Consider the following 19,400-nt stretch of genomic DNA (forward strand, 5'->3'; position numbering starts at 1 on the left):
CACCCCCCTCAGATCCCCAGCTGCTTGGTCTCCCGCACCTGAGTGATCGCCTCCTTCTCGCCCTCCAGCTCCACGTCCGCCACCTGCTGCCGGCCCAGCGTGAACATCAGCAGTTCCGAGGGCTCGCCGGTGACCGTCACCACCGGAGTGCCCCGGTGGGCGACCGCTGTCTGGCCGTTCGGGCGGCGCAGGACCAGGCCCGTCGGGGCGCCGCGGCCGGTCAGGCGAGCCGTGCGTTCCAGGCGGGACCACAGGGCGTCCTGGAAGACCGGGTCCAGCTCACGCGGCGTCCAGTCGGGCTGCGCCCTGCGCACGTCCTCCGTGTGGACGTAGAACTCCACCGTGTTGGCCGCCTCGTCGATCTGCTTCAGGGAGAAGGGCGAGAAGCGCGGCGGGCCGGTACGGATCAGCTGGATCAGCTCCTCGTACGGCTTGGCGGTGTACTCCTCCGTCACCTTCTCCAGGCGCGGCGCGAGCTGCTTGATCAGCGCGCCCCCGGCGGCGTCCGGGCGGCGTTCGCGCACCACCACGTGGGCGGCGAGGTCCCGGGTCTTCCAGCCCTCGCACAGGGTGGGCGCGTCGGGGCCCGTGGCCTCCAACAGGTCCGCGAGGAGGAGTCGTTCACGCTTGGCATGGGTCGACATGCAGTCAGCGTACGACCCGGGGACCGGTCCGCCCAGCGGACGGTGACCGGGCATGTCGGTGCGGCGCGGCACAATGGTCCGCATGACCAGCACGCCTTCGCCCAGCAGGCCCAGCGGCCTGGACCCCGAGATCGCCGCGCGCCTCAAGCGCAGCGCCGACGGGCTGCTCCCCGCCATCGCCCAGCAGTACGACACCGGTGAGGTGCTCATGCTCGGCTGGATGGACGACGAGGCGCTGCACCGCACCCTCACCACCGGCCGCTGCACCTACTGGTCGCGCAGCCGCCAGGAGTACTGGGTCAAGGGCGACACCTCAGGCCATGTGCAGCACGTGAAGTCGGTCGCGCTCGACTGCGACGCCGACACCGTGCTGGTCAAGGTCGACCAGGTGGGCGCCGCCTGCCACACCGGCGACCGCACCTGCTTCGACGCCGACGTGCTGCTCAAGGACGCCCCCTCCTCCCCGGCGTCCGCGGATCAGTAAGGTCGGCCGCCATGGACCTCGAGACGTTCCGCAAGCTGGCCACCGACCGCCGCGTCATCCCGGTCACGCGCAAGCTCCTCGCCGACGGCGACACCCCGGTCGCGCTCTACCGCAAACTCGCCGCGGAGCGCCCCGGCACCTTCCTGCTGGAGTCTGCGGAGAACGGCCGCGCCGCATATCAATGGTCCCGCTACTCCTTCGTCGGCGTCCGCTCGGCCGGAACCCTGACGGAGCGCGACGGCCGGGCCCACTGGCTCGGCACTCCGCCCGTCGGCGTCCCCACGGACGGCGACCCGCTGGCCGCCCTGAGGGCCACCATCGAGGCCCTGCACACACCCCACGACCTCGCCCACGACCTGGGCCTGCCGCCCTTCACCGGCGGCATGGTCGGCTATCTGGGGTACGACATCGTGCGCCGCCTGGAGAAGATCGGCCCCGGTGAGCGCGACGACCTGAAGCTGCCCGAGCTGACCATGCTCCTGACCAGCGACCTCGCGGTCATGGACCACTGGGAGGGCTCGGTCCTGCTGATCGCCAACGCGATCAACCACAACAACCTCGACACGGGCGTCGACGAGGCCTACGCGGACGCGGTGGCCCGCCTCGACGCCATGGAGGCCGACCTGTCCCGCGCGGTCGCCCAGCCCCCGGCCGTCCTGCCGCCCTCCGAACTGCCCGAGTACACCGCCCGGTGGGGCGGCCAGGACTTCCGGGACGCGGTCGAGGACATCAAGGAGCGCATCCGCGCGGGCGAGGCCTTCCAGGTCGTCCCCTCGCAGCGCTTCGAGACGCCGTGTGCCGCGAGCGCGCTGGACGTCTACCGGGTGCTCAGGGCCACCAACCCCTCGCCGTACATGTACCTGTTCCGGTTCCCCTGCGGGGACGGAGACGCGTTCGATGTCGTCGGGTCGTCCCCGGAGGCCCTGGTGAAGGTCGAGGACGGCCGGGCCATGGTCCACCCCATCGCCGGCACCCGGCACCGCGGCGCGACCCCGCAGGAGGACCAGGCCCTCGCCGACGAGCTGCTCGCCGACCCCAAGGAGCGCGCCGAGCACCTGATGCTCGTCGATCTGGGCCGCAACGACCTCGGCCGGGTGTGCGAACCCGGCTCGGTGGAGGTCGTCGACTTCATGTCGATCGAGAGGTACTCCCACGTGATGCACATCGTCTCGACGGTCACCGGACGGGTCGCGGCCGGGCGCACGGCCTTCGACGTGCTCACCGCCTGCTTCCCGGCGGGCACCCTCTCCGGCGCGCCCAAGCCGCGCGCGATGCAGATCATCGACGAACTCGAGCCGTCCCGGCGCGGGCTGTACGGCGGCTGCGTCGGCTACCTCGACTTCGCGGGCGACTCCGACACCGCCATCGCCATCCGTACGGCCCTGCTGCGCGACGGCACGGCGTACGTGCAGGCCGGAGCCGGCATCGTCGCCGACTCCGACCCGGTGGCGGAGGACGACGAGTGCCGCAACAAGGCGGCCGCCGTCCTCCGCGCGGTGCACACGGCCAACAGGCTCACGTCACCGTGAGGGTCAGCCCGTGAAGGCCGCCGTGCCGTTCGGGACACCGAGGCCCGAGGGCCCGTCGTACCCGGTGGTGCCGGTGCACAGGTACGAGCCGGAGCAGCTGCCGTTGGAGCCGCTGGTGACGTCGTACAGCGCCGACGGGTGGGCGTAGGGGAAGGACGCCGGAGAGGAGCCGGAGGACGGGGCGCCCGCCAGCGCGTACGTGGCCGCGATCAGCGGCGAGGAGGCGCTGGTGCCGCCGAACACCATCCAGCCGGTGGCCGAGCGGTAGCTGTCGTAGACCGCGACGCCGGTGTTCGGGTCGGCGACCGCCGAGACGTCGGCGACGGTGCGCTTCGCGCACCCGCCATCGCTCTGCCAGGCCGGCTTGGCGTCGTACGTCGAGCAGCCGGAGCCCGCCCCGCTCCACACCGTGTCGGTCCAGCCGCGGGAGTTGGACGCGGTGCTCAGCGACGTACCGCCCACCGCCGTCACGTACTTGGAGGCGGCCGGGTACTCGACGCCGTAGCCGTTGTCACCGGAGGAGACCGTGATGGCGACGCCAGGGTGGTTGAAGTACGAGGAGTCGTACGTCGCGTCGCTGGAGGACTCGCTTCCGCCGTAGCTGTTGCTGACGAACTTCGCGCCCAGCCTGACCGCGGTGTTCACGGCCGTGCCGAGGTTCGTCATGGTGGCCGAGCTCGCCTCCACCAGGAGGATCTTGCAGTTGGGGCAGGCCGCGCTGACCATGTCGAGGTCGAGGGAGATCTCCTCCGCCCAGCCGGAGTCGCCGCGCGGATAACTCGTGCCGCCGTTCTGGTCGACCTTCTTGAAGCAGCCGTTCGCCGTGGTGCAGGCGGACAGGCCGTACTGCGAGCGGTAGACGGCGAGATCGGCCTCGGCGTTCGGGTCGTCGTACGCGTCGACGATCGCCACCGTCTGGCCCGAACCGCCGGTCGACGAGGGCAGTTTGTAGGCCGCCTGCAGCGAGGCGGGGCCGTAGCCGGCGGGGGTGGCCGCGGCCGTCAGATCGCTCTCCGCGTGCGCGGACGTGGGGGTGCCCGCGGTGACCTTGAGAGCGTTGCAGGCCATGACGTTCTTCTGCGTCGGGGCCGCGCACGAGCGCGCGACGGTGACGCCGTGCGCCGTGGATGTCGTGGACGCGGCCTGGCCGACGGGAGCGGTCAGGGCGAGGGCGGCGGTGGCCAGTGTGGCCACGGCGCCGGCGGAAACGGTTCTGCGCAACGTACGTCCTCCATGAGTGGGTGAACCGGAGAGACATGTGGGGGGTGCGCCGTACAGCCGCCGACGTGGGTGTGCGTGGCGGCCGCGCAGAACCTATGGATGTCCTGGGCACGTCAACAAGAAGAACGTTGAAGCTGTGACGTCCTTTTGCCTTGGATGGGGAACACATGGCCTGTCGCTGGGATGACCAAGGGAAAACGGTGGTGCGCTCATGGTTGACGGACCCCGGATGACGGTTCTGCCGGGGTTCAGGCGATAGTGGAGTACGTGACTGCCGTACCTCACCCCCGTTCCGAGGCCGCCGCACCCCTCCGGCCCGCCCGGCGCAGCCTCGCCGTCGCCCTGCTCTGCGGCGCGGCCGGCGCTGCCGTGGCGCTGCTCTCCACCCGGCAGAGCTGGTCGGCGGGGACCGTGGCGGTGGCCGGCGGCGACTACTCGCTGACCGCCAAGGGCAGCGACGTCACAGGCGTCCCCGCGGCCCTCGCCATAGTGGGCCTCGCCGCACTCGTCGCCGTCTTCGCCGTCCGCAGCACCGGGCGCCTCCTCGTCTCCCTGCTGCTCGCGCTCTCCGGTGCCGGCACCATCGCCGCCGCGCTGCTGGGCGCCTCCGACAGCTCGGCGCTCGACGAGAAGGCGGCACAGGCGGCCGGCGACACCTCCGCGACCGCGACCGCGCTCACGCACTCCGCCTGGCCGTACATCGCGGCCGCCGGCGGTGCGCTCCTCCTCCTCGCCGGGCTGCTCGCCCTGCGCTACGGCCGGCTGTGGCCCGCGATGTCCGGCCGCTACGAGCGCGACGGCACTCCCCGTCCGCGCCGGACGAAGCCCGTCGACCCCGACCGTCCCGAGGACCTGTGGAAGGCCCTCGACCGGGGCGAGGACCCCACCGGCGCCTGAGAGCCGAAGGGCCGCCGTGCGGGCACACCGAGCCCCGAATCGGACAGCGCGACCCCGCGCTCACCTCATACGCGCGGGTACGGGACAATGAGCGCCGAGCTTCGACTCACCCACGCACATAGAGCCAACAAGGAGCAAGTCATGGCGGGCAGCAGCCACGGTCACACCCCGGCCGCCTGGACCGGTGTCATCATCGCCTTCATCGGTTTCTGCGTCTCGGGCGCCTTCACCGTGATGGCCCAGCCGGTCGGCTTCTGGGCGGGCATCGCGATCTGCGTCCTCGGTGGCGTCGTCGGCGGCATCATGCGCCAGATGGGTCTCGGCCAGCCGAAGAGCCAGGCGCACTCGGCGCACCAGCCCGCGGAGGCGACGGAGAGCTGAGGCTTCCTCCGGTTACGACAGGCGGCCCCGCACGGCGCGTACGGGAGCCGCCTCTCGCGTCCCCGCGCACCCGCGGCGGCGGGCGGGCACAATGCGTGGGGTGAACGCCGAATCCCCCAGTGCGACCCCGCACCGCGGCGGCACCGGCAGCGCAGCCGCGCTCCGTCGCATCGCGGTTCCCGCCGGGGTGCTCGCGGCCGTCGCCGGGGCCTTCGCGTACGTCGGAGCGGTGGACCCGAACCGGCCCGGCCACTATCCGGTCTGCCCGCTGCTGCACTACACCGGCGTGTACTGCCCCGGCTGCGGCGGACTGCGCAGCGCGCACGCCTTCGTGCACGGGGACGTCCTGATGGCGCTGCAGGACAACGCCCTCGCCGTCGCCGGCTTTCTGGTCTTCGCCGTGCTGTGGACCGTGTGGGCGGTGCGCACGGTACGGGGACGAGCGCTGCGGATCGACCTCACGCCGGTGCAGCTGTGGAGCCTGGGCGCCCTCTTGCTGGCCTTCACCGTTGTCCGGAACCTGCCGTTCGGCGGCCGCCTGCACCCGTGATCGATCTGTGAATGTCCAGGTAGTGGGACCGGCCTCCACCGGATGTGAGCCTTGGGCCCTGCTCCGGATACCATCGCAGTGACCATCGGTTTCGCCCGCCGAGGCGGCCCCGGTGGACCGAGGCCCGACCCGGTGGGGCCTCACCCCATCGTCAACCGTCAGGAAGGGGGCCGCTCGCGTGAGTGTGCTCGACGAGATCATCGACGGAGTCCGTGCCGACCTCGCGGAGCGGCAGGCACGCGTCAGCCTCGACGAGCTCAAGGAGCGCGCGGCGAAGGCCCCCGCGGCCAAGGACGGTCTGGCCGCGCTGCGCGGTGACGGGGTCAAGGTGATCTGCGAGGTCAAGCGGTCCAGCCCGTCCAAGGGCGCGCTCGCCGCGATCGCCGACCCGGCGGGGCTCGCCGCGGACTACGAGGCGGGCGGCGCGGCCGTCATCTCCGTCCTGACCGAGCAGCGCCGCTTCGGCGGCTCGCTGGCCGACCTGGAGGCCGTCCGGGCCCGGGTCGACATCCCGGTGCTGCGCAAGGACTTCATCGTCACCTCCTACCAGCTGTGGGAGGCCCGGGCGTACGGCGCCGACCTCGTGCTGCTGATCGTCGCCGCCCTCGACCAGTCGGCCCTGGAGTCGCTGATCGAACGCGCGGTCTCCATCGGGCTCACCCCGCTCGTCGAGGTGCACGACGAGGACGAGGTCGAGCGGGCGGTGGACGCCGGAGCGAAGGTCATCGGCGTCAACGCGCGCAACCTCAGGACCCTCGAGGTGGACCGCACCACGTTCGAGCGGGTCGCCCCCGAGATCCCCGGCGGGATCGTCAAGGTCGCCGAGTCCGGGGTCCGCGGACCGCACGACCTGATCGCGTACGCCAACGACGGCGCCGACGCCGTACTCGTCGGCGAGTCCCTGGTGACCGGGCGCGACCCGAAGACGGCCGTCGCCGACCTGGTGGCGGCGGGCGCGCATCCGGCACTGCGCCACGGGCGGGACTGACGTCCCGGTAGGGTGAGCGCCGATGACTGTTCCGACCACCGTGACGACCAGGGACCCGTACGCCCGCCTGGCCCGCGGATGCCGCCCCCGCGGCTGCCGCGCGCCCGCACGCCGGGTCCACGGACGCCGCGTGCGGTATGTCATCGGTGACGAGCCGGGGCAGGTCAACGGCATGCGATGGCAGCGCCCCGCGAGGGGTGCGGGGCAGTGCCCGAACACGCGGCTCGGCCGCGTCGGCGCTATCAGCCACAGGCGGCCCGAGGCCGACTGATCGGCCCCGCCCCCACGGCGATTGGTATCCACAACTCACCGTGAGGTTTCCGCATGCCCAGCGAGTTCTTCATCCCAGACCCGGAAGGCCGGGTCCCCAGCGCCGAGGGCTACTTCGGCGCGTTCGGCGGCAAGTTCATCCCGGAGGCCCTCGTCGCCGCCGTGGACGAGGTTGCCGTCGAGTACGAGAAGGCCAAGGCCGACCCCGAGTTCGCCCGCGAACTCGACGACCTGCTCGTGAACTACACCGGCCGGCCCAGCGCCCTCACCGAGGTGCCGCGGTTCGCCCGGCACGCCGGCGGCGCCCGGGTGTTCCTCAAGCGCGAGGACCTCAACCACACCGGCTCTCACAAGATCAACAACGTCCTCGGGCAGGCCCTCCTGACCAGGAGGATGGGCAAGACGCGGGTCATCGCGGAGACCGGCGCCGGCCAGCACGGCGTCGCCACCGCCACCGCCTGCGCCCTGTTCGGGCTCGAGTGCACCATCTACATGGGCGAGATCGACACCAAGCGGCAGGCCCTGAACGTCGCCCGCATGCGCATGCTCGGCGCCGAGGTCATCGCCGTGAAGTCCGGCTCCCGCACCCTCAAGGACGCCATCAACGAGGCGTTCCGTGACTGGGTAGCCAACGTCGACCACACCCACTACCTCTTCGGCACCGTCGCAGGCCCCCACCCCTTCCCGGCCATGGTGCGCGACTTCCACCGCGTGATCGGCGTGGAGGCACGGCGGCAGCTCCTCGAGCGCGCCGGGCGCCTGCCGGACGCCGCCATCGCCTGCGTGGGCGGCGGTTCGAACGCCATCGGCCTCTTCCACGCCTTCATCCCCGACGAGGGCGTACGCCTCATCGGCTGCGAGCCCGCCGGGCACGGCGTGGAGACCGGCGAGCACGCCGCCACCCTCACCGCCGGCGAGCCCGGCATCCTGCACGGCTCCCGCTCCTACGTCCTGCAGGACGACGAAGGCCAGATCACCGAGCCCTACTCGATCTCCGCGGGCCTCGACTACCCGGGCATCGGCCCCGAGCACTCCTACCTCAAGGACAGCGGCCGCGGCGAGTACCGGGCCGTCACCGACGACGCCGCCATGCAGGCCCTGCGCCTGCTGTCCCGCACCGAGGGCATCATCCCGGCCATCGAGAGCGCCCACGCCCTCGCCGGCGCCCTGGAGGTCGGCAGGGAGCTCGGTGAGAACGGGCTGATCGTCGTCAACCTGTCGGGGCGCGGCGACAAGGACATGGACACCGCCGCCAGGTACTTCGGCCTGTACGACACCGACGCGTCCGTCGCCGCGGACGCCGACACCGACGCCGCGGAGATCGAGGGGGACGCCCAGTGAGCGGCAACATCCAACTGCTGTCGGACACCCTCGCCGCCGCCAAGGCGGAGGGCCGGTCCGCGCTCATCGCCTATCTGCCGGCCGGCTTCCCGACGGTCGACGGTGGCATCGCCGCGATCAAGGCGGTTCTGGAGGGTGGCGCCGACGTCGTCGAGGTGGGCCTGCCGCACAGCGACCCCGTCCTCGACGGCCCTGTCATCCAGACCGCCGACGACATCGCACTGCGTGGCGGCGTGAAGATCGCCGACGTGATGCGCACGGTCCGCGAGGCCTTCGAGGCCACCGGCAAGCCCATCCTCGTGATGACGTACTGGAACCCGATCGACCGCTACGGCGTGGAACGCTTCACCGCCGAGCTGGCCGAGGCGGGTGGCGCGGGGTGCATCCTGCCGGACCTGCCCGTGCAGGAGTCGGCCCTGTGGCGGGAGCACGCCGAGAAGCACGGACTGGCCACGGTCTTCGTGGTCGCGCCCAGCAGCAAGGACGCACGGCTCGCCGAGATCACCGCGGCGGGCTCCGGCTTCGTCTACGCGGCCTCGCTCATGGGCGTCACCGGCACCCGCGAGTCGGTCGGCGCGCAGGCCCAGGACCTGGTCCGGCGCACCCGCGCCACCACCGACCTGCCGGTCTGCGTCGGCCTCGGCGTCTCAGGCGCGGCCCAGGCCGCCGAGGTGGCCGGTTTCGCGGACGGCGTGATCGTCGGCTCGGCGTTCGTGAAGCGGATGCTGGACGCGCCCGACGAGGCGGCGGCCCTCGAAGCGGTACGCACGCTGGCGGGCGAGCTGGCGGAGGGCGTCCGCGGCAACGTGTGAGCCGAGGGCGGCAAACCGCTCACTCGAACGAGTGGACCTGAGGCCGGGGAGGCGCGCTGCGCCTCCCCGGTTCGTTCTGCCCGATGTGAGCGAGAAGAACCGTGAAGGAAAGCGCAACGCCCGCGAGCGGCTGGCGGTCGAGCGACAGAAGCAGAAGGCCGCGGACAAGCGCCGCCGCGCGCTGATCGTGGGTGCCTCGGTCGTCTGTGTCCTGGCGCTGGCGACGGTGGTGGGCGTCCTGGCGGCGAACGCCGGCAAGAGCGGCAAGAGCGGTGCGTCCGGCCCCGCCATCGCACCCTCCGGGGCGACGGGCAAGGGCGCCCTCGCGATCCCCGTCGGCAAGGACTCCGCCAAGTCGACCCTCACGGTGTGGGAGGACTTCCGCTGCCCGGCCTGCCGGGCCTTCGAGACCGCCTACCGCCCGACGATCCACCAGCTGGTCGACGCCGGGAAGCTCAAAGTCGAGTACCACCTGGTCACGCTCATCGACGGAAACCTGGGCGGCAGCGGCTCCCGCACCGCGGCCAACGCGGCGGCGTGCGCGCAGGACGCCGGAGAGTTCTCGGGCTACCACGACGTGCTGTACGACAACCAGCCCAAGGAAACACAGGACACGTACGCGGACAACGCCAAGCTGATCGAGCTCTCCGGCAAGGTCGGCGGCCTCGACAGCCCGGCCTTCCAGAAGTGCGTCAAGGACGGTACGCACGACAGCTGGGTGGTGAAGTCGAACGCCGCGTTCCAGAGCGCCCGCTACTCCGGCACGCCGACGGTGCTCCTCGGCGGAAAGAACCTCTTCGACGACCGCACGATGACACCGGCCAAGCTCAAGCAGATGGTGGAGGCCGCCGGCAAGTCCTGAGACCGTGGGCCTCCGCGATGCCCCCGGCGCCCGATAGGCCGGGGGAGTCGTACGTTATGGACCCGTAGCCGGGTGGGTTGCCACGCTGCGTGTCCGGCAGGGTAGCGTCGTTCCTGCCATGGAACTTGCCTACATCCCCAGCCCCTCGCGCGGAGTGCTGTACCTCGGCCCCATTCCGCTGCGCGGCTACGCGTTCTGCATCATCATCGGTGTCTTCGTAGCCGTGTGGCTCGGCAACAAGCGCTGGATCGCCCGGGGCGGCCGGTCGGGCACGGTGGCCGACATCGCGGTCTGGGCCGTGCCGTTCGGCCTGGTCGGCGGGCGGCTCTACCACGTGATCACGGACTACGAGCTGTACTTCAGCGAGGGCCGTGACTGGGTGGACGCCTTCAAGGTCTGGCAGGGCGGGCTCGGTATCTGGGGCGCGATCGCGCTCGGCGCGGTCGGCGCGTGGATCGGCTGCCGTCGCCGGGGCATCACGCTTCCTTCGTACGCCGACGCCGTCGCACCCGGGATCGCCTTCGCGCAGGCGATCGGACGCTGGGGCAACTGGTTCAACCAGGAGCTGTACGGGCGGCCGACGGACCTGCCGTGGGCGCTGCACATCACCTCCTCCACGGACGGAAGGGTGCCGGGGTACTACCACCCGACGTTCCTGTACGAGTCGCTGTGGTGCATCGGGGTCGGATTCCTGGTGATCTGGGCGGACCGCCGCTTCAAGCTGGGACACGGGCGGGCGTTCGCGCTCTACGTGGCCGCGTACTGCGTGGGCCGCGGCGGGACCGAGTACCTGCGGGTCGACGACGCGCACCACTTCCTGGGCTTCAGGCTGAACGAGTGGACCGCGATTCTGGTGTTCCTGCTGGCGGTGACGTACATCATCGTGTCGTCGCGGGTCAGGCCGGGCCAGGAGGCAGTGGTCGAGCCGGGCGCTTCCGGCGGCGAGGCCGAGGGGGACACCGACCCCGGGGAGCCGGAGAAGAAGGGCGAGCCCGAGCCGGAGGACGAGAAGCCGACGGCTGCGAAGGCCACGGAGCAGGCGGAGACCGAGGGGACCGCAGAGACGTCGCAGGACGAGGCCGAGTCGGCCCAGAAGGGCTGAGGGACGTTCCCGCGTTGCCGGGGGCGCCGTATCGCTGGATACGGCGCCCCCGGCGTGTGTCCGCGCATGTCCGGTCCTCAACGCCTCCGGCGGGCCAACGACAGGGTTCTGTACGCCTCTCTCACCACCGCCGTGTCGATGAAGCGCCCGTCGGGGAGGGCCTGGGCGCCCTGGTCCAGGGCGGCGGCCTTGAGGGTCTCCTCCGCTCGCGTGATCTCCTCCGGGGTCGGTGCGTAGGCGCGTTCGATGACCGGAAGCTGACGGGGATGGATCGCCGCCCGGCCCAGGAAGCCCAGGCCGCGACCGTGTGCGCAGGACGCCGCCAGGCCTTCCAGGTCCCGTGTGTCCGGGTAGATCGACTGGGTCGGCGGCGGCAGCGCGGCGGCCCGGGCCGCCACCACCACCCGCGCCCGCGACCAGTCGAGCCCCGCGTCCTCCCGTACGCCCAGGTCGGCCCGGAGGTCCGACTCGCCCAGCGCGATGCCCCGCACGGCCGGATGCGCCGACGCGATCGCGAACGCGCGCTCCACCCCCAGAGCCGTCTCCAGAAGGGCGTGGAGGGGGACGACCGTGCCGTCCGCCCGCAGGGCACGTCGCGCGACACGGACGACGTCCGAGGGCGACGTCACCTTCGGCAGACGCAGCCCCGCGAGACCCACGAGCGCCGTGAGCGCCCTGAGGTCCGCCTCGCCCCAGGGGCTGTCCAGCGCGTTCACCCGGACATGGACCGGCACCGGCGGGCGCTGCGCGAGCCGTTCCGCCGTCGCCGCCCGCGCGTACGCCTTGCGGTCCGGGGCGACCGCGTCCTCCAGGTCGACCAGCACCATGTCCGCCCCGGAGGTGAGCGCCTTGCCCACCACCTCCGGGCGGTCTCCGGGCGCGTACAACAGGGTGAGAGGGGTCATAGCGCACCCTCCGCCTCGAGCGCGGCGATCTCTGGGGCCGTCAGGCCCAGCTCGGTCAGGACCGCCCGCGTGTCCGCGCCGTGCGGGCGGCCGGCCCAGCGGATCGCGCCGGGCGTGGCGGAGAGGCGGAACAGGACGTTCTGCATCCGTAGGCGGCCCAGCTCCGGGTCGTCCGGGATCGTGGTGATCGTGCCCAGCGCCGCGTACTGCGGGTCGGTCATCACCTCCCGCACGTCCTGCACGGGCGCCACCGCGGCCTCCGCGTCCTCGAACGCCTTCAGCACCTCCGCACGGGTACGGCCGGCGATCCACCCGCCGACGGCCTCGTCGAGCACGTCCGCGTGCCGGGCACGCTCCTCACCTGTTGCGAACCACGGCTCCTCGATCAGCTCAGGGCGTCCGACCAGGCGCATCACCCGCTCGGCGACGGACGTGGCGGAGGCCGAGACGGCGACCCAGCCGCCGTCCGCGGTGCGGTAGGTGTTGCGCGGGGCGTTGTTCTGGGAGCGGTTGCCGGTGCGCCCCTGGACATGGCCCAGCTGGTCGAACCAGATCGGCTGCGGGCCGAGGACGGTGAGGATCGGTTCGATGATCGCCATGTCCACCACCTGGCCGGTCCCGGTGCGCTCGCGGGCCGCCAGGGCCGTCATCACCGCGTACGCCGTCGCCAGGGCCGCGATCGAGTCGGCCAGCCCGAACGGCGGGAGTGTCGGCGGGCCGTCCGGCTCCCCGGTGATCGCCGCGAATCCGCTCATCGCCTCCGCGAGTGTGCCGAAGCCGGGGCGGTGCGCGTACGGGCCGAACTGGCCGAACGCGGTCACCCGGGCGAGGACGAGCCGGGAGTTCACGGCGGACAGCTCGTCCCAGCCAAGGGCCCATTTCTCAAGGGTGCCCGGGCGGAAGTTCTCCACGATCACGTCGGCGGTCGCGGCGAGCCGCAGCAGTGTCGTACGGCCACCGGGCTTGGACAGGTCGAGCGTCATCGTGCGCTTGTTGCGGCCGAGCAGTTTCCACCACAGCCCCACGCCGCGCTTGGTCGGGCCGTGGCCGCGGGAGGGATCAGGACGGGCCGGGTGCTCGACCTTGATGACCTCGGCGCCGAAGTCACCGAGCAGAGTGGCGGCGAGGGGACCGGCGAAGAGGGTCGCGAGGTCGAGGACGCGGAGGCCGGCGAGGGGTGCGGTCATGAGCGGTGGGCCTCCCGGTGGGTGAGGTGGGCAAGGGCGTCGAAGCCGACGCCGTTGAAGTCGCCGACGGACGTGGCAAGCCGGTTCTTGAGGGGGGTGGTCCAGCGGTCGGGGAGCGCGGTGGGGTGTCCGGCCAGCAGTCCGGCGATGCTGCCGGCCGTCGCTCCGTTCGAATCGGTGTCCCACCCCCCGGACACCGCACGGCAGATGGATCCGGTGAAGTCGCCGTCGGCGTGGGTGAGGGCTGCGGCGATCAGGGCGGTGTTGGGGATGGCGTGGACCCAGTGGTAGCCGCGGTGGGCGGCGTGCAGTTCGTCGACCACCGCGTCGAAGTCCGAGGTGGATTCGGCCAGTCGGATCGCGTGGCGGACCGCGCGGGCGAGGCGGGAGGCGGGCGGGACGACCGTGAGGCCGGTGCGCAGGCAGTGGTGGACGTCGTGGGCGCCGGTGGCCGCCTCGGCGATGGCGGCCGCGGTGAACATCGCCGCGTAGGCGCCGTTCCCGGTGTGGGTGAGGGTGGCGTCGCGGTGGGCCTGTTCCGCGGCGGCGGCCGGGTCGCCCGGGTTGGTCCAGCCGTGCACGTCGGCACGGATGAGGGCGCCGATCCATTCGCGGAAGGGGTTGCGATGGCGGGCGGTGCGTGGGGGTTCGATGCCGGAGAGGAGGTTGCGGTAGGCGACGCGTTCGGCGGTGAACGTACGGGCGGCGGGGAGTTCGTCGAGCCAGAGCCGGGCGACGTCGACGGTGGTGAAGTGCTTGCCGTGGCGCCCGAGCAACAAGAGGTTCAGCAGTGGGTAGTTGAGGTCGTCGTCCTCGGGCATGCCGTCGATGTTCTCGGCGAGGGAGTTTTTTGCGGAACGACGGTTCCACGGGTACTGCCCGGCCAGGTCTGCGGGTAGCCCGCGGGCCGTGAACCAGGTCTTCAACGGCCAGTTGCCGGTGGCTTCGGCGAGTTGACGGATGCCGTCGAGGGGGAGCCTTTCCACCGGTTTGCCGAGGAGGCAGCCGGCTGCCCGTCCCAGCCAGGCGGCTTCGAGGTGCGCCTCGGTGGGGGTTGCTCGGGGGTGGGTTTCGCCTTCCCGCGCAGGCTGCGTGGCACGACTGCCCGCAGTTTCAGTCGGCCAGCTCCGGCACAGCGCCCTGATCCGGGCCAGGTCGGTCGGCTCGTGTTCCGCCAAGCTGCTCGGCAGGTCGGCCAGTTCGTCCAGCAAGTCCTTCGCCAGCAGGCGCAGGTACGGGGACGCCGGTACCGGTGACGCGCCGGCGGTCAGGGGCACCGGTGGGCCGCCTGCCGCCCTCCACCTCGCTGCGATCGCCGACGGCTCCCGGCCGTCCTGTTCCGCCTGGCGGAGCTCATGGCCGAGGAGGTCCTCCGGCTGGACCCAGGTCAGTCGGAGCACCTGGATCCTCCCAGCGCGGCGAAGGCCGCCTCATGGGACCGGCGGTGGCGCACGTCCCGGGCGAAGACCTCCCGGGTGACCTCCGTGAGCGTCCGGGCCGGGGCGTGCAGATCGAGGCGGCTCGCCTCCGCGACCGCCTTCTCCCAGTCGGACGGGACCTGTGAGCCCAGCGCGCCCGTGATCGCGCCCGCCATCGTGGCGATGGAGTCGCAGTCCCGGCCGTAGTTCACCGCGCCGAGCACCGCGTGACGGTAGTCCCCGCGCGCCACGACCACCATGCCGAGCGCCACCGGGAGTTCCTCGATCGCGTGCAGCCGGGACGGTCGGCGGGCGCCCAGGGACGGAGCGCGGTAGTCGGGGCCGACGGTGTCGTACGGCGCCACCGCCTCCCGCAGCGGCCGTAGCGCCGACTCGTAGTCGGAGTAGCGGGAGGCCGTGTCGCAGACCGTCTCGATCGCGGCGCGCGTCCCGTCCTTCGCCAGCGACAGGCACGCCGCCACGACCGAGTCCGGTGTCGCGCCCGGTGCGCAGGCCGCCGCCACCGCCGCCGCGAGCACCCCGGCCGCCTCCCTGCCGTACGACGACTGGTGCGCGCCCGCCACGTCCAGGGCCTCGGCGTACGCGCCCTCGGGGTTCGCCGCGTTGACCAGGCCGACCGGCGCCATGTACATCGCGGCACCGCAGTTGACGATGTTGCCGACGCCCGCCTCCCGCGGGTCCGCATGGGCGTGGTGAAGCCGTGTCACGAGCCATTTCTCCGCCAGGAAGACGCGGTGCAGCGGGAGTGCCTCCGCCTCCAGCTCAGGGATCCAGCGCGGGTTCGTCATCAGGTCGGGGACCAGGTGCTCGGCGATCGCGTACGCGTCGAGGTGGTCGCGGACGGCCGCGTACACCCGTACCAGCGCGTGCGTCATCAAGGTGTCGTCGGTGACGTGGCCGTCCCCCTTGTGGTACGGGGCGATGGGGCGGGCCGTGCGCCAGGCGTCGCCGTGCCAGGGTCCGACGATCCCGTGCACCCGGCCGCCGTGCCGTTCGACGATCTGCTCGGGGGAGTGGCCCTCGACGGGACCGCCGAGGGCGTCGCCGACGGCGGCGCCGACCAGGGCGCCGGTGATGCGTTCGTCCAGAGGGACCGACTCGTCAGGAGTGGGCGTCATGCCCGAATCATCCACCGGCAGTGGCCAGCTCCGTCGTCTCCAGGAGTTCGGCGAGGTGTACGAGGTCCGTGCCGCTCAGGTGGGGCAGTGCACAGCCCGCGAGGGTGCGGCAGGCGTCGCGCCAGGAGCACGGGATCGCCGCGCCGCCGCCGAGGGCTCCCGTGAGTGCGCCCGCGAGGGCCGGGGCGGAGTCGGCCACCCGCGACAGGCATGCGGCGGCGGGCACCGCCTCCGCGACGCGTCCGTGGGCCGCCGTCGCGAGGGCGAGGGCGACCGGGACGGTCTCCGCGGCCGCGACGCCATAGCTGTAGACGTGGTCGACGATCTGATGTTCCAGCAGGGGGACGACGGGGAAGGCGCCCTCGCCGTCGTGGGCCAGCTTCAGGGCGTGCCGGGCGTTGCGGCCGATCTCGGTGGACTCGGGGAGCTCGGCCAGCGCGGCCCTCACGCAGTTGTCGAGCGCTTCCCCGGACAGGGCGAGCGAGAGGGCCGCGGCCATGGCGCGGGCGCCGTGCACCCCGTCGCCGTCCTGGGTGTAACGGGCGTCGAACTCGGCCAGTTCGGCGGCGAGTTCGGGCGCGCCCGGGTGGGCCACGGCGAGCACGCAGGCCCGTACGCAGGCCGCGTCGTCGAAGTAGTGCGGGTTGTCGTGACCGGTGGCGGGCGGGCGCAGCCCGGTGGCGAGGTTGCCAAGGCCCGCGCGGACGGAGATGCGGGCGCGCAGCTGCATGACGGCCGACTCCGCTTCGGGGGTGCGGTCGGCCGGGGCGGCGACCTCGGCGGCGAGGGCGTTCCAGGACCGGTCGAGAGCGGCTCGTAGTCCGCGCTGCCGGTCGAGACCGCCGAACGCGTCGGCGTCCTTGGCACGCAGCAGGACCCCGGCCGTGAACGCCGCCCACTCGGCGTCGTCCGACGGTCCGAGCCGCAGCGGCTGCGGCGCCTGGTTGAGGGCGATCGGCACCGGCAGGGTGGTGGTCGAGTTCTCCTCGGCGAAGGTGTCCAGCTCCCGGGTCAGCCGCCGGGTCCACTCGGGCATCCGTGCGGCCCGGTGCCGGGCGGCGGGCCACCCGGCGGCATCGCCGACGGCGAGCCCGAGCAGCAGACCCTCGACCCGCCGAGGCCCGCTCACGGCTCCCCCTGCGTCCGGTCGTACGGTGCCGCACCGAGTGGCGTACGTACCTCACGCCGTTCACGCTGTACGGCTTCCTGGCCGTCACCCCGTACGGCTTCCTGGCCGTCACCCCGCCCGGCTTCCCGGACGTCACGCCCCAGGGCTCCGTCGCCCCGTACGCCCGGCCCCGTCTCCGGGACCCCCGTGCCCCCGGCCCCGCGGATCCGAGTGGCCCTTCCCTCTCGGATTCCCCCGGCCCCCTCCCCGCGGACGGCCCCCGCGGCCCACTTCCCCCTGCCCCCCGGCGTCAGCAGCTCGGCCACGTCCAGCACGTGGTGCCCCTCCACCGACGGCAGGCAGCGTCCCCGTGCCGGGCCGATCACCGCCGCCCACTCCCGGGGGATCGCCGCGATCCCCCGGCTCGCGCCCGCCAGGGCGCCCGCGACCGCCGCCGTGGTGTCGGCGTCGCGGCCCATGTTGACCGCAGCGAGCACCGACTCCCGGAAGTCGCCGTCTGCCGCCATGTACGCGCCGAACGCCAGGGCGACCGCCTCGGGCGCGAGGTCCGTCCAGGGGTAGCCGTCGATCACCACCGCGGAGCGGACCGCGCGGGCGCCGCGGTGGGCCACGGCGATCGCGCGCCGCAGCGAGCGGGCGGTCCACGAGTCCTCGGGGACGGCCGCGAGGGCCGAGGCCACCACGACGCTCGTCGACGCTCCGGTCATCGCCGCCGCGACGCCGGCCGCGACCGCCCGGCCGCCGTTGATGCCCTCGCCCTCATGGCTCACCGAGCCGTCGATCGCCACCAGTCGCGCCGCCTCCGCCGGGCGACCCGCGGCGAAGACCCCGAAGGGCGCCGCCCGCATGGCGAGCCCGTCGCTCCAGGCGTGCCGGTGCTGCGCGGAGACGGGTGCGGCAAGGCCCCGGCGCAGGTTCTCCAGCGTCCCGCGCTCGCTGAAGCCCGCCCCGCGCAGCGGCCCCTCGTCCCGGTCCACGATCCACTCGTGCCAGGCCGCCTCCACATGCGCCACGGTGAGCGCCGAGCCGTGCCGGGCCAGCAGCAGCCCCGAGAAGATGGCGTACTCGGTGTCGTCCGTGCCGCACGGCTGCTCGGTGACGAACCCCGTGACACGACCCCAGCGGGCCCGGATCTCGGACGGCTTCAGGTTCTCGGCGGGCGCCCCCAGCGCGTCCCCGACGGCGAGGCCGAGCAACGCGCCCCGCGCCCGTTCCCGGGGACCGGCGGCGTCCTCGGGCGCCTGTGCGGGGGGACTGCAGGCGATGGCCATACGATGCCTCTCCTCTCGGGGCGCGCCCTGTGCGGATCTGTCCCCCTGAAACCGTGGCGCAGAGCCTTGCGGGCCTCAGCATCACCCGTCCGGCATCTGAGCGGTGGCTATCACGAATGAGCGCGAGGCGACAAAGGTGCAGGTTAGCCCAGCCTTTCCTTGCTGGCGGGGCGGAAATTCAAGGCGTAGGTTCTGTGTTGTCGAAAGATAGAACGTGTCCAAACTTAGCTTTGCCTAAGCTTCCTGGGGGACCCTCATGGCCATCATCGAGACCGAGGCGACGCTGCACGAGGCGCACCGGGACAACCACACCCACCGGGATGTCAACGGTGGCTGGCTGCGCCCGGCCGTGTTCGGTGCGATGGACGGGCTGGTGTCCAACCTGGCCCTGATGACGGGTGTCGCCGGTGGATCCGTCAGCCAGCAGACGATCATCATCACGGGCCTCGCGGGTCTGGCGGCCGGGGCCTTCTCCATGGCCGCCGGCGAGTACACCTCCGTCGCCTCGCAGCGTGAGCTGGTCGAGGCCGAGCTCGACGTCGAGCGGCGGGAGCTGAGGAAGCACCCGGAGGACGAGGAGGAGGAGCTGGCGGCGCTGTACGAGGCGCGCGGCGTCGAGCCCGCGCTGGCCCGCGAGGTCGCCAGGCAGCTCTCCCGCGACCCCGAGCAGGCCCTGGAGATACACGCCCGCGAGGAGCTCGGCATCGACCCGGGCGACCTGCCCTCCCCGCTGGTGGCCGCCGTCTCCAGCTTCGGGTCCTTCGCGCTCGGCGCCCTGCTGCCCCTCCTGCCCTACCTGCTCGGTGCCCACGCCCTGTGGCCCGCCGTCCTCCTCGCGCTCCTCGGGCTCTTCGCGTGCGGCGCCGTCGTGGCCAAGGTGACCGCGCGCAGCTGGTGGTACAGCGGCTTCAGGCAGCTCGCCCTCGGTGGTGCCGCGGCGGGTGTGACGTACGTCCTGGGCACTTTGTTCGGTACGGCCGTACGATAAGTGCAGGCTATTTATGCGAGGGACTGCATAAATAGTTGTTACTCGACGGTTTCGCGTGCTTAACCAGCGGGCATGAGCCGTACGCGCCGCGGGCAATGACGCCTGCTCCGCACCCCTCACGGTGGGCGATGTTGCCCTCCGTACCCGGGTCGACGGACACTGATCTGTCCGCTTGTGCCCCCTCCACTCCATCGCCGTGCGTGGAACCCGCGCCACGCCCCGGCGATGTCCGCATGCTGGAACGGCCTATCCCGGTTCCCGAGATCCGCTCCATCATGTAAC

The 19,400-nt window shown here is 72.5% G+C and carries 20 protein-coding genes; 12 read left to right on the forward strand and 8 right to left on the reverse strand.

Annotated elements, in window-relative coordinates:
- Positions 1-8: 8 nt before the first annotated feature.
- Complete coding sequence (locus ACZ7L1_RS03575; RefSeq protein ID WP_471433836.1) at positions 9-644, reverse strand: TIGR03085 family metal-binding protein; 636 nt, start codon at positions 642-644, stop codon at positions 9-11.
- Between the two features lie 82 nt (positions 645-726).
- Between ACZ7L1_RS03575 and hisI the strand changes: the two genes are divergently transcribed.
- The gene (hisI, locus tag ACZ7L1_RS03580) at positions 727-1,128 is read left to right on the forward strand and encodes a phosphoribosyl-AMP cyclohydrolase (RefSeq protein WP_471433837.1); all 402 of its coding nucleotides are present in this window, start codon (positions 727-729) and stop codon (positions 1,126-1,128) included.
- 11 nt (positions 1,129-1,139) lie between these two features.
- Positions 1,140-2,657 (forward strand): anthranilate synthase component I, encoded by a 1,518-nt coding sequence (locus ACZ7L1_RS03585; protein WP_471433839.1) that lies wholly within the window; start codon positions 1,140-1,142, stop codon positions 2,655-2,657.
- Between the two features lie 3 nt (positions 2,658-2,660).
- On the opposite strand, the gene ACZ7L1_RS03590 is transcribed toward ACZ7L1_RS03585, so the two are convergent.
- Positions 2,661-3,878: a S53 family peptidase gene (locus ACZ7L1_RS03590; protein WP_471433840.1), complete on the reverse strand. Its 1,218-nt coding sequence runs from the start codon at positions 3,876-3,878 to the stop codon at positions 2,661-2,663.
- 258 nt (positions 3,879-4,136) lie between these two features.
- On the opposite strand from ACZ7L1_RS03590, the gene ACZ7L1_RS03595 reads away from it, so the two are divergent.
- The 9 genes from ACZ7L1_RS03595 (at position 4,137) to lgt (ending at position 11,081) form a co-directional block, all read left to right on the forward strand.
- Positions 4,137-4,775: a TIGR02234 family membrane protein gene (locus ACZ7L1_RS03595; RefSeq protein ID WP_471433842.1), complete on the forward strand. Its 639-nt coding sequence runs from the start codon at positions 4,137-4,139 to the stop codon at positions 4,773-4,775.
- A 141-nt stretch (positions 4,776-4,916) separates the two neighbouring features.
- Positions 4,917-5,156 carry an HGxxPAAW family protein gene (locus tag ACZ7L1_RS03600; RefSeq protein WP_471433843.1) on the forward strand — a complete coding sequence of 80 codons (240 nt, stop codon included), beginning with the start codon at positions 4,917-4,919 and terminating at the stop codon, positions 5,154-5,156.
- A 91-nt stretch (positions 5,157-5,247) separates the two neighbouring features.
- On the forward strand, positions 5,248-5,706 hold the full coding sequence (locus ACZ7L1_RS03605) for a DUF2752 domain-containing protein (RefSeq protein ID WP_471433844.1): 459 nt from the start codon (positions 5,248-5,250) through the stop codon (positions 5,704-5,706).
- Positions 5,707-5,884: 178 nt separating this feature from the next.
- On the forward strand, positions 5,885-6,694 hold the full coding sequence (gene trpC, locus ACZ7L1_RS03610; protein WP_471433845.1) for an indole-3-glycerol phosphate synthase TrpC: 810 nt from the start codon (positions 5,885-5,887) through the stop codon (positions 6,692-6,694).
- Between the two features lie 22 nt (positions 6,695-6,716).
- Positions 6,717-6,965: a tryptophan biosynthesis modulator TrpM gene (gene trpM / locus ACZ7L1_RS03615; protein WP_471433847.1), complete on the forward strand. Its 249-nt coding sequence runs from the start codon at positions 6,717-6,719 to the stop codon at positions 6,963-6,965.
- Between the two features lie 53 nt (positions 6,966-7,018).
- The gene (gene trpB, locus ACZ7L1_RS03620; protein ID WP_471433848.1) at positions 7,019-8,305 is read left to right on the forward strand and encodes a tryptophan synthase subunit beta; all 1,287 of its coding nucleotides are present in this window, start codon (positions 7,019-7,021) and stop codon (positions 8,303-8,305) included.
- Entirely contained in the window at positions 8,302-9,117 is an 816-nt protein-coding gene (trpA, locus tag ACZ7L1_RS03625) for a tryptophan synthase subunit alpha (protein ID WP_471433850.1), read from the forward strand. Before trpB ends, trpA begins: the two co-directional genes overlap by 4 nt.
- 85 nt (positions 9,118-9,202) lie before the next feature.
- Complete coding sequence (locus tag ACZ7L1_RS03630; protein WP_471433851.1) at positions 9,203-9,979, forward strand: DsbA family protein; 777 nt, start codon at positions 9,203-9,205, stop codon at positions 9,977-9,979.
- Positions 9,980-10,097: 118 nt separating this feature from the next.
- Entirely contained in the window at positions 10,098-11,081 is a 984-nt protein-coding gene (lgt, locus tag ACZ7L1_RS03635; RefSeq protein ID WP_471433853.1) for a prolipoprotein diacylglyceryl transferase, read from the forward strand.
- 77 nt (positions 11,082-11,158) lie between these two features.
- Here lgt and ACZ7L1_RS03640 read toward each other — a convergent pair whose 3' ends face one another.
- From ACZ7L1_RS03640 to ACZ7L1_RS03665, 6 genes are read right to left on the reverse strand one after another with little or no spacing between them, the layout of a single operon-like run.
- Positions 11,159-11,986: an HpcH/HpaI aldolase/citrate lyase family protein gene (locus ACZ7L1_RS03640; protein WP_471433855.1), complete on the reverse strand. Its 828-nt coding sequence runs from the start codon at positions 11,984-11,986 to the stop codon at positions 11,159-11,161.
- Positions 11,983-13,173, reverse strand: a complete 1,191-nt coding sequence (locus tag ACZ7L1_RS03645; RefSeq protein WP_471433857.1) for a CaiB/BaiF CoA transferase family protein — start codon at positions 13,171-13,173, stop codon at positions 11,983-11,985. The genes ACZ7L1_RS03640 and ACZ7L1_RS03645 overlap by 4 nt, the downstream gene beginning before the upstream one ends.
- Positions 13,170-14,573, reverse strand: a complete 1,404-nt coding sequence (locus ACZ7L1_RS03650; protein WP_471433859.1) for an ADP-ribosylglycohydrolase family protein — start codon at positions 14,571-14,573, stop codon at positions 13,170-13,172. Before ACZ7L1_RS03650 ends, ACZ7L1_RS03645 begins: the two co-directional genes overlap by 4 nt.
- Positions 14,561-15,730: an ADP-ribosylglycohydrolase family protein gene (locus ACZ7L1_RS03655; protein ID WP_471433861.1), complete on the reverse strand. Its 1,170-nt coding sequence runs from the start codon at positions 15,728-15,730 to the stop codon at positions 14,561-14,563. Before ACZ7L1_RS03655 ends, ACZ7L1_RS03650 begins: the two co-directional genes overlap by 13 nt.
- A gap of 7 nt (positions 15,731-15,737) precedes the next feature.
- On the reverse strand, positions 15,738-16,859 hold the full coding sequence (locus ACZ7L1_RS03660; protein WP_471433862.1) for an ADP-ribosylglycohydrolase family protein: 1,122 nt from the start codon (positions 16,857-16,859) through the stop codon (positions 15,738-15,740).
- On the reverse strand, positions 16,856-18,130 hold the full coding sequence (locus tag ACZ7L1_RS03665) for an ADP-ribosylglycohydrolase family protein (protein WP_471433863.1): 1,275 nt from the start codon (positions 18,128-18,130) through the stop codon (positions 16,856-16,858). The genes ACZ7L1_RS03660 and ACZ7L1_RS03665 overlap by 4 nt, the downstream gene beginning before the upstream one ends.
- Before the next feature lie 256 nt (positions 18,131-18,386).
- Between ACZ7L1_RS03665 and ACZ7L1_RS03670 the strand changes: the two genes are divergently transcribed.
- Positions 18,387-19,118, forward strand: a complete 732-nt coding sequence (locus tag ACZ7L1_RS03670; RefSeq protein WP_471433864.1) for a VIT1/CCC1 transporter family protein — start codon at positions 18,387-18,389, stop codon at positions 19,116-19,118.
- The last annotated feature ends 282 nt before the right edge of the window (positions 19,119-19,400 follow it).

The sequence above is a fragment of the Streptomyces sp. NPDC107546 genome (assembly GCF_055639175.1).

Bases quoted from the DNA above. Each gene is read 5' to 3' on its own strand.
- ACZ7L1_RS03575 (WP_471433836.1), bottom strand. From the start codon at position 644: ATGTCGACCCATGCCAAGCGTGAACGACTCCTCCTCGCGGACCTGTTG.
- hisI (WP_471433837.1), top strand. From the start codon at position 727: ATGACCAGCACGCCTTCGCCCAGCAGGCCCAGCGGCCTGGACCCCGAG.
- ACZ7L1_RS03585 (WP_471433839.1), top strand. From the start codon at position 1,140: ATGGACCTCGAGACGTTCCGCAAGCTGGCCACCGACCGCCGCGTCATC.
- ACZ7L1_RS03600 (WP_471433843.1), top strand. From the start codon at position 4,917: ATGGCGGGCAGCAGCCACGGTCACACCCCGGCCGCCTGGACCGGTGTC.
- ACZ7L1_RS03605 (WP_471433844.1), top strand. From the start codon at position 5,248: ATGCGTGGGGTGAACGCCGAATCCCCCAGTGCGACCCCGCACCGCGGC.
- trpM (WP_471433847.1), top strand. From the start codon at position 6,717: ATGACTGTTCCGACCACCGTGACGACCAGGGACCCGTACGCCCGCCTG.
- trpB (WP_471433848.1), top strand. From the start codon at position 7,019: ATGCCCAGCGAGTTCTTCATCCCAGACCCGGAAGGCCGGGTCCCCAGC.
- lgt (WP_471433853.1), top strand. From the start codon at position 10,098: ATGGAACTTGCCTACATCCCCAGCCCCTCGCGCGGAGTGCTGTACCTC.
- ACZ7L1_RS03640 (WP_471433855.1), bottom strand. From the start codon at position 11,986: ATGACCCCTCTCACCCTGTTGTACGCGCCCGGAGACCGCCCGGAGGTG.
- ACZ7L1_RS03645 (WP_471433857.1), bottom strand. From the start codon at position 13,173: ATGACCGCACCCCTCGCCGGCCTCCGCGTCCTCGACCTCGCGACCCTC.
- ACZ7L1_RS03655 (WP_471433861.1), bottom strand. From the start codon at position 15,730: ATGACGCCCACTCCTGACGAGTCGGTCCCTCTGGACGAACGCATCACC.
- ACZ7L1_RS03665 (WP_471433863.1), bottom strand. From the start codon at position 18,130: ATGGCCATCGCCTGCAGTCCCCCCGCACAGGCGCCCGAGGACGCCGCC.
- ACZ7L1_RS03670 (WP_471433864.1), top strand. From the start codon at position 18,387: ATGGCCATCATCGAGACCGAGGCGACGCTGCACGAGGCGCACCGGGAC.